The organism is Planktothrix sp. PCC 11201 (assembly GCF_900009135.1).
Lineage (GTDB): Bacteria > Cyanobacteriota > Cyanobacteriia > Cyanobacteriales > Microcoleaceae > Planktothrix.
Genome location: NZ_LT797688.1, coordinates 794,959 through 811,123 on the forward strand (window position 1 = coordinate 794,959; position 16,165 = coordinate 811,123).

12 protein-coding genes, 1 tRNA gene and 1 pseudogene are annotated in these 16,165 nt (G+C 40.0%); 8 read left to right on the forward strand and 6 right to left on the reverse strand.

Annotated features, from left to right (window positions below; translation table 11 throughout):
* Positions 1 to 11 precede the first annotated feature (11 nt).
* The 4 genes from PL11201_RS04190 to PL11201_RS04205 all read left to right on the forward strand — a co-directional run bounded on the left by PL11201_RS04190 (position 12) and on the right by PL11201_RS04205 (position 5,667).
* Positions 12 to 3,623 (forward strand): Yip1 family protein, encoded by a 3,612-nt coding sequence (locus PL11201_RS04190; RefSeq protein WP_079677405.1) that lies wholly within the window; start codon positions 12 to 14, stop codon positions 3,621 to 3,623.
* A 465-nt stretch (positions 3,624 to 4,088) separates the two neighbouring features.
* Positions 4,089 to 4,994 carry a polysaccharide deacetylase family protein gene (locus PL11201_RS04195; protein WP_079677330.1) on the forward strand — a complete coding sequence of 302 codons (906 nt, stop codon included), beginning with the start codon at positions 4,089 to 4,091 and terminating at the stop codon, positions 4,992 to 4,994.
* Positions 4,995 to 5,143: 149 nt separating this feature from the next.
* Positions 5,144 to 5,359, forward strand: coding sequence for a hypothetical protein (locus tag PL11201_RS04200; RefSeq protein ID WP_079677331.1), 216 nt, complete (start codon positions 5,144 to 5,146; stop codon positions 5,357 to 5,359).
* A gap of 128 nt (positions 5,360 to 5,487) precedes the next feature.
* Positions 5,488 to 5,667 carry a PIN domain-containing protein gene (locus tag PL11201_RS04205; protein ID WP_144017662.1) on the forward strand — a complete coding sequence of 60 codons (180 nt, stop codon included), beginning with the start codon at positions 5,488 to 5,490 and terminating at the stop codon, positions 5,665 to 5,667.
* A gap of 63 nt (positions 5,668 to 5,730) precedes the next feature.
* On the opposite strand, the gene ilvD is transcribed toward PL11201_RS04205, so the two are convergent.
* A complete protein-coding gene (gene ilvD / locus PL11201_RS04210; RefSeq protein ID WP_079677333.1) occupies positions 5,731 to 7,416 on the reverse strand; it encodes a dihydroxy-acid dehydratase in 1,686 nt (561 codons plus the stop codon).
* A gap of 170 nt (positions 7,417 to 7,586) precedes the next feature.
* On the opposite strand from ilvD, the gene PL11201_RS04215 reads away from it, so the two are divergent.
* Together PL11201_RS04215 and PL11201_RS04220 are read left to right on the forward strand one after the other, a co-directional pair.
* Positions 7,587 to 8,297, forward strand: coding sequence for a TIGR04283 family arsenosugar biosynthesis glycosyltransferase (locus PL11201_RS04215; RefSeq protein WP_079677334.1), 711 nt, complete (start codon positions 7,587 to 7,589; stop codon positions 8,295 to 8,297).
* A 186-nt stretch (positions 8,298 to 8,483) separates the two neighbouring features.
* A tRNA-Thr gene (locus PL11201_RS04220) sits at positions 8,484 to 8,556 on the forward strand.
* Between the two features lie 335 nt (positions 8,557 to 8,891).
* Here the strand turns inward: PL11201_RS04220 and PL11201_RS04225 are convergent.
* The 3 genes and pseudogenes from PL11201_RS04225 to PL11201_RS04240 form a co-directional block, all read right to left on the reverse strand.
* Positions 8,892 to 9,147: pseudogene (locus PL11201_RS04225) on the reverse strand (IS701 family transposase); the annotation flags it as partial.
* Positions 9,148 to 9,804: 657 nt separating this feature from the next.
* Positions 9,805 to 10,368, reverse strand: coding sequence for a 2'-5' RNA ligase family protein (locus PL11201_RS04235; RefSeq protein WP_079677336.1), 564 nt, complete (start codon positions 10,366 to 10,368; stop codon positions 9,805 to 9,807).
* 159 nt (positions 10,369 to 10,527) lie between these two features.
* Entirely contained in the window at positions 10,528 to 11,682 is a 1,155-nt protein-coding gene (locus PL11201_RS04240; RefSeq protein WP_079677337.1) for an ABC transporter ATP-binding protein, read from the reverse strand.
* A gap of 179 nt (positions 11,683 to 11,861) precedes the next feature.
* Between PL11201_RS04240 and PL11201_RS04245 the strand changes: the two genes are divergently transcribed.
* Together PL11201_RS04245 and mnmE are read left to right on the forward strand one after the other, a co-directional pair.
* The gene (locus PL11201_RS04245) at positions 11,862 to 12,677 is read left to right on the forward strand and encodes a squalene/phytoene synthase family protein (protein ID WP_079677338.1); all 816 of its coding nucleotides are present in this window, start codon (positions 11,862 to 11,864) and stop codon (positions 12,675 to 12,677) included.
* 129 nt (positions 12,678 to 12,806) lie between these two features.
* Complete coding sequence (gene mnmE / locus PL11201_RS04250; RefSeq protein ID WP_079677339.1) at positions 12,807 to 14,216, forward strand: tRNA uridine-5-carboxymethylaminomethyl(34) synthesis GTPase MnmE; 1,410 nt, start codon at positions 12,807 to 12,809, stop codon at positions 14,214 to 14,216.
* Between the two features lie 142 nt (positions 14,217 to 14,358).
* On the opposite strand, the gene PL11201_RS04255 is transcribed toward mnmE, so the two are convergent.
* Together PL11201_RS04255 and PL11201_RS04260 are read right to left on the reverse strand one after the other, a co-directional pair.
* A complete protein-coding gene (locus PL11201_RS04255; RefSeq protein ID WP_144017663.1) occupies positions 14,359 to 14,874 on the reverse strand; it encodes a hypothetical protein in 516 nt (171 codons plus the stop codon).
* Between the two features lie 50 nt (positions 14,875 to 14,924).
* Entirely contained in the window at positions 14,925 to 16,049 is a 1,125-nt protein-coding gene (locus tag PL11201_RS04260) for an aldo/keto reductase (RefSeq protein ID WP_079677340.1), read from the reverse strand.
* Positions 16,050 to 16,165 lie beyond the last annotated feature (116 nt).

A 16,165-nucleotide genomic window follows, 5' to 3' on the forward strand; every position in this document is an offset into this window, starting at 1 on the left:
ATTTTTGTTTTATGGAAACCGCATTTAACCAATTCTGGCATCTGGTTTCAGGGGCATTTGCCCTCAACCCAGAAGTTTTTGATCAAATTAATACCTTACCCGATGGTCTCACCGTAGCCTTAATTATTGTTCTCATCGCCGGGTTATCACAAGCAATTGGACAATGTATTGTTTTATTTGCCAATAAAGTTACACCCATTCGTTTTTTTCTCAGCTTAGGAATTTCTGCGATTGTTTTTGCTTTAAGTTATGGATTATGGGCCGGGAGTATTTGGATTGCAAGTAACCTGTTTTTTGATGTTTCTCTAAGTTTTGATCTAATTTTTAGAACTCTAGGACTCAGTTATGCCCCTCAAATGTTAGGGTTTTTAATTGCTTTACCCTACATGGGAATTGCAATTGGAGTATTCCTTTCAATTTGGAGTTTACTGGCTCAATTTATCGGACTAGAAAGCATTGCCGGATTTGAAGATTGGTCAGTCTTTATTTGTACTTTAATCGGCTGGGTTGTCCTCCAAATTGTCCAACGAACTATTGGTCGTCCGATTTTAGCCTTTAGTGGTTGGTTATCTAATTCGGTGGCAGGAACTTCATTAATTACTGACCCGAAAAAACTAGAACAAATGGTCATGTATGACGGGAATGAGCCTCAAATCATTACCGTAGGCAAGGAAATTTGGTTAGAAGCCGAACAGCAAGAAGATGTTCCCAAACAAAAAAGTTCATCTACCGTTAAATTTGTAGCCCTGGCATTGTTGGGCTTTTTATTAGTTTTAATTTTATATCCTAATAGTAATAACCCCTTAACAGTAGGGTTTAGTCTCCTTAATCATAGCTTTAGATTAGGCTTGAAATTAGTTCAATTTGGTTTAATTGCTCTATTAATTTCTATTATCCTAACACCGCTAGAATCTTTAACTTGGTGGGCAGGATGGTATGGAGTTCAACCCTTAGAAAATACCGGAACATTAGTCGAAAATCCTAATATTGATACCCCATTTAATCACTATGTTGTATATTTAGATGGAATCAATCAAGGCTCCTATCAATATTTACCAGAAGTTGAACGTTTTTTAGATGCCCTTGCCATTGCCACTCCCGATAATGTAGCAATTGTTAAAGGGATTATGCCCTATTCTGTTACTAATAAACCCTTAACTGAAAATCGGCCCCTATCCTTTTTGTGGCGGATGATTGACTCCATGGTAGTTCAAAATCCTGCCAACCCCATTGGTTTTATCATTAACGCCCGAAATGTCGTCTCAGTAGCCGTTTCAGCCGATCCCCGTTACGGCCCGATTCAAAATCAAGGCCTGGCGCAAGTTCTGTATAATAGTTTACTCAGCTATGGTTATCCCGTCGATAGTGAAGTTCCAGTGACTTTGATTGGCTACAGTGGTGGCGGTCAAATGTCCATGGGGGCTGTAACCTTTCTTAAACGTACCATTAAAGCCCCGATTACAGTGATTTCTATTGCAGGTGTGATCAGTGGAAATACGGGGACAATGGTAGCAGAACATCTCTATCATCTGGTTGGGGATCAGGATAGCGTGGAAAAAGTGGGGGCAATTATTTTCCCTGGACGCTGGCCGATTTCTCTGTTATCAAACTGGAATTTTGCCAAACGGCGGGGCAAAATTAGTTTTATCTCTTTGGGGCCAGTGGGACACAATATGATGGGTGGCCCGATGGGAGATAATCAACTACCAAATGGCAAAACCCATCTGCAACAAACCGTTGATATTGTCACTGGAATTTTATTAGAAAATTGGGAAATTACTGGGCTAGATCCTAATATTTTCAAAAAATCTAGTAACTATGAACTCTACAAAAAAGCCCCTTTTAACCAAGTTGCATATTATCCAGTTAAACAAACTCTTAATCCCGAATTATATCAACCCGTAGGGAATTGGATAGGTCGATTAATTTTACCTAAATTATCAGAGCGGGAACAGGTGCAGGGCGTATTATTTGAGATTTATCATGCCGATTCATCCCATCAGCATCGAGTCGGACAAATTGTTAATTTAAGATGGGATTTACAGGTTTCTTCTGTCAAGGAAAGAGTTAAATTAGTCACCCAGGATGTCAACTTTATTGATCAGGTAAAAGTTAGTAAATCCCAAGGTAATATTCACCCAGAAAGAATCAATGGTTGGTCAAAAGTTGACCCCTTAGAATCCATAGCCGGAGCTAGACCCCAGGATGATATGATTGTGGTTTTAAAAGATCCTGTAGTCTTGAAAGATACGGGTTTAGAACGTCCAAGTTTGTATATTCAACATGATCCAGTTGAAATTACTGGCCGATTTTATGCCCTGGTTCGGTTTATTGAAAATTTAGGCAATGACTTCTTTTTGGTGCGTCATTATTCTCCCGCCTCTCAACAATTTAACGGCCCCGAAGAAAGGGTCTATTTACCCTCAGTCATTGCTAACCGAGATGGGGCTTTATCTTCAATAAATCAGGATTTAGAACAATCTCCGGTTAATGCTTCAGGATGGTATATTTTTGGACAGAAAAATATTGATGGTCAGTTTGTAGTACAGGCGATCGCCCCCTATCAATTATTTTCTTTAACTCCTGATTTGGTGATTTCAGGACAACAAAAAACCCTAGATTATATTAACTGGGAATACTGGAAAAATAAAGTCACACCCCAAGGACAGGTTAAGACAATTTTCCTCAATCCTAATCAGGATAATTCCACTAACAATATTGTCCCGGAATCCCTCTGGAAAGAAGGGGATAGAGCCTTATTAATGCACGTTTATGGAGGCATTGGCGGGCCAAATGGAGATCATACTCCCTTTGGGATTTATTTCGGACATTTTGCCTATGGAATCGCTACGGTGGTGCGCGATCGCCTTACTCAAGACCTGCGATTTAACATCGAATATCGCCAAATTTATACCCATAATTGTGATGGAATAATCTCAGGAAGTTTAGACTGGACAAGGTATAGTGGCGATCGTCAATTCGGTTGGTTAGGATCTCGTCCCTTTACCGATATTCTAATTAAATTTGATCCCCTCACCCAAGATTATGATTTTGATGGGTTCAAGTTTTCTCCCTTGGATATTGTGATTAATGAACTAGATATTATGACCGCTCGATATCGCGTAGGGGATGGAACTGGAACCACTTTTGTCAGTGCAATTAATTCCTGTTCTCAAGATTCCAGTCAAGCCTTATATTTATCATTAAGAAGAATGCTGGCGCAGTTTGAATTAAATCCCCTATTAATGAAATGGTTACGAGAAAATCCCCACCACGAACAAGCCCAACGGTTCATTCAATTAAGAACCTTAGTTGCCAGTTTAGAAAGTATCTTAATTGCTGGAAGGAAAGTCCGAAAAGATTGGCAATATGGTTCTCCAACTTTAGGGCGTTTTACTCAAGAAACCCCCCTAAAAACCCTGTCTCGGTTAAGCTCTAGTTGGCGCTCATTATTACCGCGATTAATTAATGATAAAATCGCCATGATTTTCCTCCAATTAGGAGCCTATCTCTGGATTCTCCGCACCCATCAAGTCGGTGGTCATGATCCTACCCTGAAAGCCCTGATTCCCACGGATTTTTGGTTTGGAGTTCCTAAATTGAAAAACTTTGAATATGATTAGTTATTCAAATAGTTTTTGTAAAGATTCATGAATAAAGTTTAGATTCTGCAAAGGTTTATGATCTGAATTTAAAGATTTAGTTAAATCAAGACCGCTCAGAAGATTAATAGATACTACATGACGATGATTAGAGTATATTGGAGAATATCCAGGGTATTATCAGCACGTTCTCTGATGCGGAAGCGGGTTTTGAGCCAGGATTAGTCAGAAATCGGACTAACAATTAACTCTGCATTCGAGGGGTAAACCGATACCGCAACCCACAGGGGGTAGACTATGACCGGATTAGAATTAGCAATTTTCATTGTCGGGCCGTTAGTGTCATTTTTATTTGCGATCGCACTAACACCCAACAAAGCCGAAATTGTTTCCGATCAGGAACATTCTCATATTTAGTTAAGATTTACGGGAGTTAGAGGGAAAGTCTCGTAGTCTATAGTCAGATTATCCTGACTTTGAAAATCAATGATAGGTTCCCGAAATTTTCAACGGTTTTCACAGATTCTACTCGGTGGTGTTAGTGGAATATTTGTAGTGAGTTTTAATCATGGACAAGTTGCTGTTTCCTTACCTATTGTTGGACTACAAGCTCAAAATTCGGTGATCACACAACCGATTAATTCTGCTGAAAATGGCATGGAAGATCCGACAATTCCACCATTAGGAAAACCAGACTCTTTTATTCCTAGAAAACCTTTTCCACCACCTAATTTAAAGAAACCAGAAAAACCCTATTATTCTTTAATTCCAGAACGCTATAAAGGCAAAACCGTTCATAATGTTTCCCCTCGAAATCAAGAAAAAGTTATTGCCTTAACCTTTGATGATGGCCCCTGGCCAGAAACACCCAAGGTCTTAACAGTTTTAAAAGAGTTTAATGTTAAAGCCACCTTCTTTATTCTAGGCCAAAATTTACCGTTATATCCTAACATTATTAAGCAAGTAGTTCAGGAAGGTCACGCCGTTGGAAATCATAGTTGGACGCATTCTTATCCAAAAATGGAACCGCAAAAAGCTAAAGCCGAAATTGAAAATACATCGGCAAAATTACAGTTGATGACGGGATTAAAAACCAGGTTATTTCGGCCGCCTGGGGGAATTTTAGATAATGGTGTTGCCGACTATGCCCGCAGTAAAAATTATGCCATTATTATGTGGTCTATTGATACGAAAGACTTCCAACAACCCACAGCTTCAATTTTAGCAAATCGCGTTTTAAATCAAGCCCGTCCAGGGGATATTGTGTTAATGCACGATGGCGGCGGAAATCGTTCTCAAACCATAGAAGCGTTAAAAATTATGATTCCTGAATTACAAAAACGTGGCTATCGGTTTGTAACAGTTTCCGAATTGTTGAATTTAGCTGAATAATAGAGCGCTAAAGCCCAACAACGGGTGTTTGCGATCTTCGCAGCTTACCGTAGGTATCGCTTTTTAATACTTAAAAATAGTTGGCAAAAATTGATCCTATTGGTTATAATTGCTAAAAAGATTTAATATAGAAGGAGATCATCGCTACAATGTACAAAGTTATCCAAGCAACTTGTAATAATGGTAATCTGATCCTCTCTGAAAAGTTGAGTGATGAATGGGAAGGAAAAAGTTTTAAAGTTATTCTTGTGGAAACAGATGAAATTGAAGTCAAAAAGCAAAGATTTTTTGAGTTTATAGATCAACATTCCTTGATTCTTCCTGATGACTATGAATTTAATAGAGAGGAACTTTATGAAAAATAAGGTTTTATTAGACACTAACCTCTGGGTTTATCTTTACTCCCAAAATTCACCGAAGAAGTCTGTTAAAGTGAGAGAGTTGGTTAATAATAACTTTACCTCAATCATTTGTGGAAATAGATATTTTAAAAGTGATCACAGCGTTAGACATTAATTCTAAATACGGTTATACTTATTGGGATAGTCTAGTTCTGGCTACGGCTTTACAACACAATTGTAATATTTTATCTTCAGAAGATATGCAAGCTAATCAACTCATTGAACAAAAAACAATAATTATCAATCCATTTTTAGTAACACAATTAGAGTAAATAATATAATTAAATGAGCCCTGAAGGGCTCACTACGAGGTTTCACGCCTAGGTATGGGAGAATTAACCTAAGTTTAAATCCGTCACAGCACCAATACTGCTGGATGAAACTAACTTAGCATATTTGGCTAAAACTCCTTTAGTATAACGGGGTTTTGGAGCTTGCCAATTTTGCCGACGTTGGGCTAATTCTTCCTCGGAAATATTCACTTGTAATAACCGTTGATGGGCATCAATGGTAATACTATCCCCCTCTTGAATTAAACCAATATTCCCACCAACCGCAGCTTCTGGGGCAACATGACCGACCACCATGCCATAGGTGCCCCCAGAGAAACGACCATCGGTAATTAATCCGACTTTATCCCCTAAACCTGCCCCAATAATTGCCGAAGTTGGCGCTAACATTTCCCGCATTCCTGGCCCGCCTTTCGGCCCTTCATAACGAATCACAATCACATCACCAGCACTAATTTTTCCGGCTAAAATGGCATCCAAACATTCTTCTTCCGATTCAAAAACCCGGGCTGGGCCAGTAATCACTGGATTTTTAACTCCGGTAATTTTAGCAACCGCACCTTCCGTGGCTAAATTGCCTTTTAAAATGGCTAAATGTCCTTGAGCATACATAGGATTATTCCAAGGACGAATTACATCTTGGTCGGGACTAGGTTCGGAGGGAACATCGGCTAATTGTTCGGCAACAGTTTTCCCAGTTATTGTTAAGGCATCCCCGTGAATTAAGCCTTTTTCTAATAACATTTTCATCACTAACGGAATACCCCCGGCTTTGTGTAAATCCGTAGCCACATAACGACCACTGGGCTTTAAATCACACAATACGGGAACCTTCGCCCGAATCACTTCAAAATCATCAATAGTTAGTTCAACTCCGATGGCATTAGCAATAGCTAATAAGTGTAAAACTGAATTAGTTGAACCGCCCACGGCCATAATCACAGCGATCGCATTTTCAAAGGCTTTTCGGGTGATAATTTGACGGGGAAGAATACCATTTTTAATCGCTTCTCGTAACACATAGGCCGACTTTTCTGTACTTTCGGCTTTTTCCTCATCTTCTGCTGCCATGGTGGAGGAATACATTAAACTCATTCCCATCGCTTCAATGGCAGAAGACATGGTATTTGCTGTGTACATTCCCCCACAGGAACCCGCCCCTGGACACGACCGACGTTCGACTTCAATTAATTCTGTTTCGTCAATTTTTCCCGCGCTATATTGTCCGACGGCTTCAAAAGCGCTAACAACAGTTAAATCTTTACCATTATAATGTCCGGGTTTAATCGTTCCACCGTATACAAATATCGCCGGAATATTCATCCGAGAAATCGCAATCATCGCCCCGGGCATATTTTTATCACAGCCACCAATTGCTAAAACCGCATCCATACTTTGGGCGTTACAAGCGGTTTCAATAGAATCAGCAATTACCTCGCGGGAAACTAAAGAATATTTCATCCCCTCAGTCCCCATAGAAATGCCATCGCTGACGGTAATTGTCCCGAACATTTGCGGCATAGCCCCCGCTTGTTTTAGGGCGGCTTCAGCGCGTAATGCTAGGGTGTTGATGCCCATATTGCAGGGGGTGATGGTGCTGTAACCGTTGGCAATCCCGACTATGGGCTTGACAAAATCGTGATCCCCAAATCCCACCGCCCGCAACATGGCACGGTTTGGGGTGCGTTGGGTTCCTTGGGTAATGGCTTGACTTCTAAGGTTATCGGACATTAATGCTTCCTCATTGTGTGCGGGTTGTGTTCCAACGGTTCAACGACGTTTTTTGTGGTGTTGTTACTCGCTGATCTAACCCGTTTTTTATATGGTTATTATTATCTCAGAAAATGTGATAAATTATTAATTACTTTAGAAATTGATGGGGTTGGCTCAATAATACTTCGATGAATTTTAGTTTTGAATCTGAAAAAGTTTCAATCATTATTCCGGTTTTAAATGAAGCCGAAAATATTGGGTTGGTAATTTCTACAATTCAACGGGCAGAAAATATAGAAATTATTATTGTTGATGGGGAAAGTCAGGATAATACCGTTGAAATAGCTCAAGGTTTGGGGGTGAAAGTGATATCGACAAATCGAGGACGGGCACTACAAATGAATGTAGGAGCAAAGGTGGCAACGGGGAAGATTTTATTATTCTTGCATGGAGATACTCAATTACCCCTAGGATTTGAAACGGAAATCCGAAAAACTTTGAACGATTCTAATATAATTGCCGGAGCGTTTAAATTAAAAATTAATGCCCCCGAATTGAGTTTAAGGTTCATTGAAACCACCGTATTCTGGCGTTCAAAATATTTACAAATGCCCTACGGAGATCAGGCTATTTTTATCAAAGCTACCACTTTTTTGGAGATAGGTGGATTTCCTGAACAACCGATTATGGAGGATTTTGAATTCATCCGTCGTTTAAATCGTCTAGGGAAAATTGAGATTTTATCAAGTCCTGTAATTACATCAGGACGACGGTGGCAAAAGTTAGGCATATTCAAAACCACATTTATGAATCAGTGTATGGTCATCGGATATTATCTAGGAATTTCCCCGACAAAATTAGCTCAATGGTATCGGGGGAAGGGAATAGGTAATGGGTAATTACGAATTACGAATTACGAATGGGTTTTGGGTGATATTAAGCGAGCGAGGACGTGACGCCAACGCACTGCTTCTGCTCCCCCTGTTCCCTAATATAAAATCAGATTTTGCCGTTGTCCTAAAAAAATGTTGACAATCGAGATCAGGTTTTGCTATAATTTGACATCGTGCAAATATAAATTCCTTGCTGCTTTAGCTCAGTTGGTAGAGCGGTTCACTCGTAATGAACAGGCCGTCGGTTCAAGTCCGATAAGCAGCTTTTTGATTTCCAATTCTATAACGCTTTATTTATCGGTCTTTCACCTTTAGCCTGTTCATTACGAGTGAACCGCTCTACCAATTATCCCTCGTTTTTCCCTCAATCTATCTACAGCTTATCGGGTAATTGAGGGAATACCCCATAGCTTACTCATACAAACATTTAATCTAAAACCCTAAATAATTAATTTTTACTTATACCTTTAAAACTTAAAATCCCACTATCACAAAAAGTTAAACCTGTCAAATCAGATAAATAGAAAGTTATATAAGGAATAACCCATAAATTATTCCCACAGTACTTACGCAAGCACGCTATATATAGCGTATCAAAAGTACATGATCTAGTTTGGTTTTATCATCATGCTCTGGCTGATATATGCGATAATCAATTACCCAAAATAAACCCAGTTCTGGATTAACATAAAAACCCAATACCTGACAGTACACGATGTTCTGTTCCACTATATTGACGACGGACTAATTCAATCTTTTCCCCAAACCTTTTAGCCAATACTGTATCATCAAAAATGATCGCACTATTTTCACTGATTTGGATATCTTTTTTGACATTTTGCCACAAAGATATTGACTGTTAAATATCTATCAATCAGCATAATTTTTGTGTCTAAATTTTATATTGCTGGCGCAAATACTTGAACAATTGGCAGCGTTCGCTGGCTTACTGCACACTATATATAGTGTGCTTGCGTAAGTCCTGTCTGAGTTTGATACATTTGTCCAGAAACTTATTAATCCCTGAGATGCTCCACTCACAGCCGGAAGCTAGGCTTGTGCGTTTCCCTCCTTTCCATGGCTCAATAAACTTGAAATTGAGCCGGGTTTCAACCCGTTGGGCTGTTCCCTTGGGTATTAGTGGTTCGATAGCTAACCAATGTTTTAAAACATCGCCATAGGTTTCAAACCCACCTATAGGGGATTTATCCAGTCTATCCATTTTCTATCCGTTCCAAAATAAGTGATTAATTTTGGATAGACTACTGAACGATAGAATCAGTGTTTGAACGTTATTCGGGGGTTCGAGTCCCTCCATACTCGTTTTTTTTGTTGCCACAACCTAACTACCGTCAGGATTCGAGTGACTTTAATCCTTGATTTTGATTTGTGCCTGTGTTGAACAATTAGTCAAGCGTATACCCATGTCAACCCTATGAAAATAGTATCTCGTCCGGGGGATTTTGTCAAGTAAATTCCCTGGAAATCGGCGAAAAATTTATCTAATAATAGACTACAGACGAGAATCAAGATAAGGAAACTGAGTTTTGATATTCCAGGTTTGTCCGTTATGAATTAATAAAGTTAATTGAGGGACAGTAAACTCAAAATAAATCGGACGTTGGGCAAATTCTAGCCATGCGGCTTTAAAAGCTATTCGACTTAAATCTTTAAAAGCGACGGTAATATGGGGAGAAAACGAACGTTTTTTAGAAACTTCATCAACAATATTAAGCTGTTGTGCTAAATTATCCATTAACTGTTGTTGAAGATTAATTAATTCTGGTGTTTTGATTACATCTACAAACAGGACACGCGGAGGAAAAGCATTAAACCCCGATAATGTGATCGGAATGGGGGTATGATTAATGGCAAATGTAGTTAAATGTTGTTCTAAAGTTGGCAGGTCTTCTATTAACCATTTAAACGGGGGTTGTAAAGTAATATGGGGAGGAGATTTCAAGGCATGGCAACTATTATAGGTTTGAGCAAAATAATGTTTAATTTCCGTAATGTGATCTTGAATAGGTTGAGGAGGAAGTAAGGCAAGAAAAAACAGTTTTTCTGAAGTTTTCATATCTAAACCCGTAGGGTTTCACTATCAACGGCTAGAATATAAAGTTTAACTGCTTAACAGTTTAGTGGTTTGTTTTTAATTTTTTGGTATGGCAAAATCGGGCTATCTAAATTCAATGGAGTTGAGAGTTAAGAGAGTCCTGAAGGACTTACTACGGGTTTATTTTTGGTCGGGTAGTGCTAAACAATCTGTTGTTCCCCAACAGACATAAATGGGGGTATTGCTATCGGGTAAACTATCGAAGGTTTTAGATTGACGAACCATAACATTTTCCCCTGATAATAATTTCACCACATATTGAATATGGGTTCCCAAATACATTGTATTTAATAAACGACCTTCAAAACAATTCACCGAGTTGCCCACGGGATAAAAACTCAATGTCACCTTCTCAGGACGCACACTAACAACCGCCGATGCACCTGTTCTTAAATCTTGCTGGGGGAGTTGAATACCTGGAATTTCAATCTGTTGAATTTCAATACTTAATCCGGTTTCTGTAACTATAAATAAACTGGTAGCATCGACACCTTCAACCGTACCCCGAAATAGGTTGGTATCCCCAATAAAATCGGCAACAAAAGGAGTTTGAGGATATTCATAAATCTCGTTAGGACTGCCAATTTGTTCAATTCTGCCATCGTGCATCACAGCAATTCGATCAGACAGACTCATGGCTTCTTCTTGGTCGTGGGTGACCATAATAAATGTTAAACCCAAATTGCGATGGAGATTGGTGAGTTCTACCTGCATTTGTTTCCGCAGTTTTAAATCCAAAGCCCCTAAAGGTTCATCTAATAATAATACCGCCGGACGATTAACTAAAGCCCTGGCTAAAGCAACCCGTTGCTGCTGACCCCCGGATAGTTGAGAGGGATAACGGTTAGCAAAGGACTCCATTTTGACCAAAGCTAAGGCTTCCCGAACTTTTTCCTCAACTTCCGGCTTGATGAGGCGTTTTAGCCTAAGTCCAAAGGCGATATTTTCCCAAACCGTCAAATGGTTAAACAGAGCATAACTTTGAAATACCGTATTCACCGGACGCAGATAGGCGGGAGTTTGGGTAACGGACTGACCCCGAATTAGGACTTCTCCGGCTGAGGGCATTTCAAACCCGGCTATCAGTCGCAGTGTTGTGGTTTTACCGCAACCCGATGGCCCCAAAATACTAAAAAATTCTCCTCGACGAATATCGAGATCCACGCCACGAACAGCCGTTTCCCCATTAAAAACTTTGAACACTTTGCGAAGTTCAACATCAAACTTCGCTGGCGTCCCAATAGCACCTTGATTCTGCGTCGCCGCTTGCAGCATAGTGTTACGTTTGGAGATTTACCCTGACTACAGCTTATCTGATCAACACTGTTACTGACAAGATGATAGCCTAGGGAAGTCCAGATTCCGCTTTGGAGCCTGAGACCGATTCCGGTGTACAATATCGAGCGCGAAAGTACAGCAATTAAAGGGCTAACTTGGTGTGAGGAGTTAAATGAATGAATTGGCAAAAAGATCCCCTGTCCGTCCTGCAAGATACAAGTCGAACCTTTTATATCCCCATTAGTCGTTTACCTCCTTTGCTCCAAGAAGCCGTGGCGTCTGCGTATTTGTGTATGCGGGCGATTGATGAAGTTGAAGATCATCCCGGTTTGGATAATGCCACAAAAGCCCGATTGCTGCATAGGATGAGCCAAAATTTTCAAGCGGCGGTGTGTCGAGAAACCATTGTGGATGATTGGTTTGCGGAATTTTCCGATACTGAAACCTTGGAAGAAGTGACCCTACGGGTGGGAGAATGGGCCAAATTAGCCCCGGAACGAATTGGCCCTCGGATTTGGGATGCAACGGCGGCGATGGCTGACCGGATGGCGTTTTGGGCTGAACGCAATTGGCTAATTGAAACCGAAGCGGAGTTAGATCAATATACCTTCGGTGTGGCGGGGGCTGTGGGGCTGTTGTTATCGGATTTGTGGGCTTGGTACGATGGTACACAAACGCACCGAGTTCATGCCATTGGATTTGGTCGAGGGTTACAGGCGGTGAATATTCTGCGGAATTATCGGGATGATGGAAGTCGAGGGGTGGATTTCTTTCCCGAAGGTTGGACATCGGAACAAATGCACAGCTATGCAAAACGAAATTTAGCCTTAGCAGATGCCTACACCGAGGCGTTACCGTCTGGCCCCGCCTTGGATTTTTGCCGAATTCCTCTAGCTTTGGCCCATGCCACTTTAAATGTATTAGCAGAGGGTCAGGACAAACTAACTCGCAGTGCAGTTGTGGAGTTGATTGAACAGGTTTGTGGAGGGTAAGTAGGAGGCAGAGGGAGCAGGGGGGGCAGGGGAGGTAGGGGGAGCAGGGGAGGCAGGAGGAGCAGGGGGAGCAGAGGGAGCAGGGGNCGTTAAAATTACAGATAAAATTGATGTTATCAATGGGAAAAAATGGCTGAATTTTTGGGAACTGGGGGAACAATTGTGGCGATCGCCACGGCTATTGTACCGCAACAGGGAAGTGTCGGAATTGTGCGGATGTCGGGGAGTGAAGCTCAATCGATTGCCCAACAGTTGTTTGATACTCCCGGACGACAAATTTGGGAAAGTCACCGAATTTTATATGGGTATATTCGCCATCCCCAAACTAAAAAAAACATTGATGAAGTGTTGTTATTATTAATGTTATCTCCCCGTTCCTATACCCGGGAAGATGTGGTAGAATTTCACTGTCATGGGGGGATAATTGCGGTTCAACAAGTCTTGCAATTGTGTATAGAATTAGGGGCAAGATTGGCACAACCCGGAGAATTTACCCTGCGAGCTTTTTTAAATGGTAGATTAGATTTAACCCAAGCCGAAAGTGTAGCGGAATTAGTCGGATCTCAATCCATTGCGGCGGCACAAACGGCTTTAGCTGGATTACAAGGAAAATTAGCCCATCCGATTCGAGAATTACGGGCAACCTGTTTAGATATTTTAGCTGAAATTGAAGCCAGAGTGGATTTTGAGGAAGATTTGCCCCCGTTAAATGAGTCAGAAATTATCGCCCAGATTCATCAAGTTTTAGAACAATTATCGCAATTTTTAGCAACGGCTGACACGGGAGAACTATTAAGAACCGGGTTAAAAGTTGCAATTGTTGGTCGTCCGAATGTGGGAAAATCGAGTTTATTAAATGCTTGGAGTCGGAGCGATCGCGCCATTGTTACGGACTTACCTGGAACCACTCGGGATGTGGTAGAATCGCAATTAGTTGTGGGAGGAATCCCAATTCAAGTCTTAGATACCGCCGGAATTCGTCACTCGGAAGATCAAGTGGAAAAAATTGGTATTGAGCGATCGCATCAAGCCGCCCAATCTGCCGATTTAGTGTTATTCACCTTAGATGCTGTTGTGGGTTTGACGGAAGCAGATTTAGAGATTTATCAACAGATCAAACACCGTCATTTTATTGTTATAATTAATAAAATTGATCAGGTTCATTCAGAGCAATTAGAGGAGTTGAAACAGACCATAATTCACAGTTTAATGATAGAAAATATTGAGATAGTTTCTATGTCAGCCGGGTTAAATCAAGGTATTCCAGATTTAGAAATAGCAATATTAAATTCAGTTTACGGAGGAAATATTCAAGCTGCTAATTTGGAGTTTGCCATTAACCAACGTCAAGCCGCCGCTTTAACCCGTGCTAAATTGTGTTTAGAACAGGTGGAAACAACCATTAATGATCAACTTCCCTTTGATTTCTGGACAATTGATCTCCGAGGTGCGATTCATGCGTTAGGGGAAGTCACGGGAGAAGAAGTTACAGAATCGGTTTTAGATCGGATATTTAGTCGGTTTTGTATTGGTAAATAGTGTTAATTAAACAGAAATAAACTAGAATCGACGTGAAATAAATTAGCCAGTGCGATCGATTGATTCAGAGTAATATTTTGTTGTTGATTCAAAACTTTTTATAGGTTATCCCTTGATCCAAATATTAAAATTAATTTTACAATTATTTAAAATCCCGTCTTCTTAAACCAGTAGATCGAATTTTAACCTTACACTCTAAAGGAGATATGGTAAAATCACAGTAATAATAGGCAAGTAAATCCCCTTGAAGGTTACAAACTCGCAAATTATAACCATAACTTTGAGCTACGGTCGCAAATCGATTGACCAGTACATATTGTCCTAAATACTGTTCTGCATTCCATTTTTCTCGGTCTACTACTAATGTTATAAAAGAATCTAAATAAAGATTAGGTGAAAGTTGCACAACACCATCTTCAATATACCAAGTTTTCATAACTTTGTCTTCATAGAGTTTTTCGGCTAACCAAAGATTAGGAATGCTTGGTTCGGTTTGAGATAGGGGAGGAAAGGGTAAAACAGCATCTTCTGAAAAACAGTGTTTGGTAGGTTTATTCAGAGAAATTTCTGGAGATGTTTGCGATCGCACTGGATAAATGAAACTATTAAAAATCAAGATATAGATAAAAATTTTAGCTAATTTATTGATAAAATTCATAAATTATGATATGATTAAATGAACCACAAACAGACGAAGGAAGATAATTTTTATTCCCAAAGTCGTTTTCTTTCTTGCCCTTTCAGCAGTTCGTGGGTATCTCTTAATAAAGTGGGAATGTCTAATTGTTCAGGACAACGGGGTAAACAGTCGCCACAGTCGTTACAACGATTTGCTTTATTACCTGGAAACCAATGACCGGCATTTTCAAACATTTGATAACGATATTTGCCAAATTCGATCATATCGTAAGCCAGGGCTAAATTTCTTAACCGTAATACTTCGGGAATATTGATCTGTTCTGGACAGGGTAAACATTGATCACATTGACTGCATTTTGTTGTTCCTAAACGTTCTATTTTTTGGGTTTCTAATTTTTGAAAAATGGCTATTTCTTCTGAGGTTAATTCAATATCGTTATCAGCTACTTTTAAAAAAGGGTTATCTAATTCTTCGGGGGTCGCCGCCCCTAAACTTAAAGTTGTAATCCGGTGATCATTTAATAAGAATCGGTAATTTAATATTAGGGGAGAAATCGGTTCACAGAGATTTTTTAAGGTTTCTGGAGGAGCATAAAGTTGTCCACCTTTATCCGCCGGAGAAATAATAAAAATCCCCATATCTTTTTGAGCCGCTAACTCAAGGGCGATCGCATTTCTTTGAAAGAAATAGTAATAATGCAGATTGACAAATTGAAATAAATCTGTTTGAATTGCCTCTAAAATGATTTCAAGGGGAGCATGAGTTGAAAACCCTAAATGGTGAACTCGACCATCGGCGATCGCTTTCTCAACTCCTGATAATCCTTGAAGGGTTTGTTCTAGGTGTTCTCTGGTGTTAATTCCATGAATAGCTAGACAGTCGAGATAATCTAAATTTAGGCGTTCTAGGGATTGCTCAATTTTTTGTTCTAACACATCTGGGTTAGAATTGGGGGTGATTTTAGTCGTAATATAAAATTGCGATCGCTCTAAGGATAAACCCCCCAATATTGCCGCCCCTAAAAAAAACTCACTTTGACCATAACCCTGTGCGGTTTCAATATGATTTATCCCTAGAGAAATCGCTTTTTTGATTGTTAAACAGGCATTTTCTGGAGATGCTAAATAACGCATTGTACCCAAGGAAAATACAGAAAGATCCAGGTTCGTTTTCCCAAACCGCCTATAACGCATTATTGATATATTGATGATTAGTTGATGATTAACTCTTGCTTATTAGTTATTATTAGTTTTTGGTTATTAGCAAGTACAAGACGCATTTCCCCCCTGCTCCCCCTGCCTCCCCCGCT

Bases quoted from the DNA above. Each gene is read 5' to 3' on its own strand.
- PL11201_RS04190 (WP_079677405.1), top strand. From the start codon at position 12: ATGGAAACCGCATTTAACCAATTCTGGCATCTGGTTTCAGGGGCATTT.
- PL11201_RS04195 (WP_079677330.1), top strand. From the start codon at position 4,089: ATGATAGGTTCCCGAAATTTTCAACGGTTTTCACAGATTCTACTCGGT.
- PL11201_RS04200 (WP_079677331.1), top strand. From the start codon at position 5,144: ATGTACAAAGTTATCCAAGCAACTTGTAATAATGGTAATCTGATCCTC.
- ilvD (WP_079677333.1), bottom strand. From the start codon at position 7,416: ATGTCCGATAACCTTAGAAGTCAAGCCATTACCCAAGGAACCCAACGC.
- PL11201_RS04215 (WP_079677334.1), top strand. From the start codon at position 7,587: ATGAATTTTAGTTTTGAATCTGAAAAAGTTTCAATCATTATTCCGGTT.
- PL11201_RS04235 (WP_079677336.1), bottom strand. From the start codon at position 10,368: ATGAAAACTTCAGAAAAACTGTTTTTTCTTGCCTTACTTCCTCCTCAA.
- PL11201_RS04240 (WP_079677337.1), bottom strand. From the start codon at position 11,682: ATGCTGCAAGCGGCGACGCAGAATCAAGGTGCTATTGGGACGCCAGCG.
- PL11201_RS04245 (WP_079677338.1), top strand. From the start codon at position 11,862: ATGAATTGGCAAAAAGATCCCCTGTCCGTCCTGCAAGATACAAGTCGA.
- mnmE (WP_079677339.1), top strand. From the start codon at position 12,807: ATGGCTGAATTTTTGGGAACTGGGGGAACAATTGTGGCGATCGCCACG.
- PL11201_RS04255 (WP_144017663.1), bottom strand. From the start codon at position 14,874: ATGAATTTTATCAATAAATTAGCTAAAATTTTTATCTATATCTTGATT.
- PL11201_RS04260 (WP_079677340.1), bottom strand. From the start codon at position 16,049: ATGCGTTATAGGCGGTTTGGGAAAACGAACCTGGATCTTTCTGTATTT.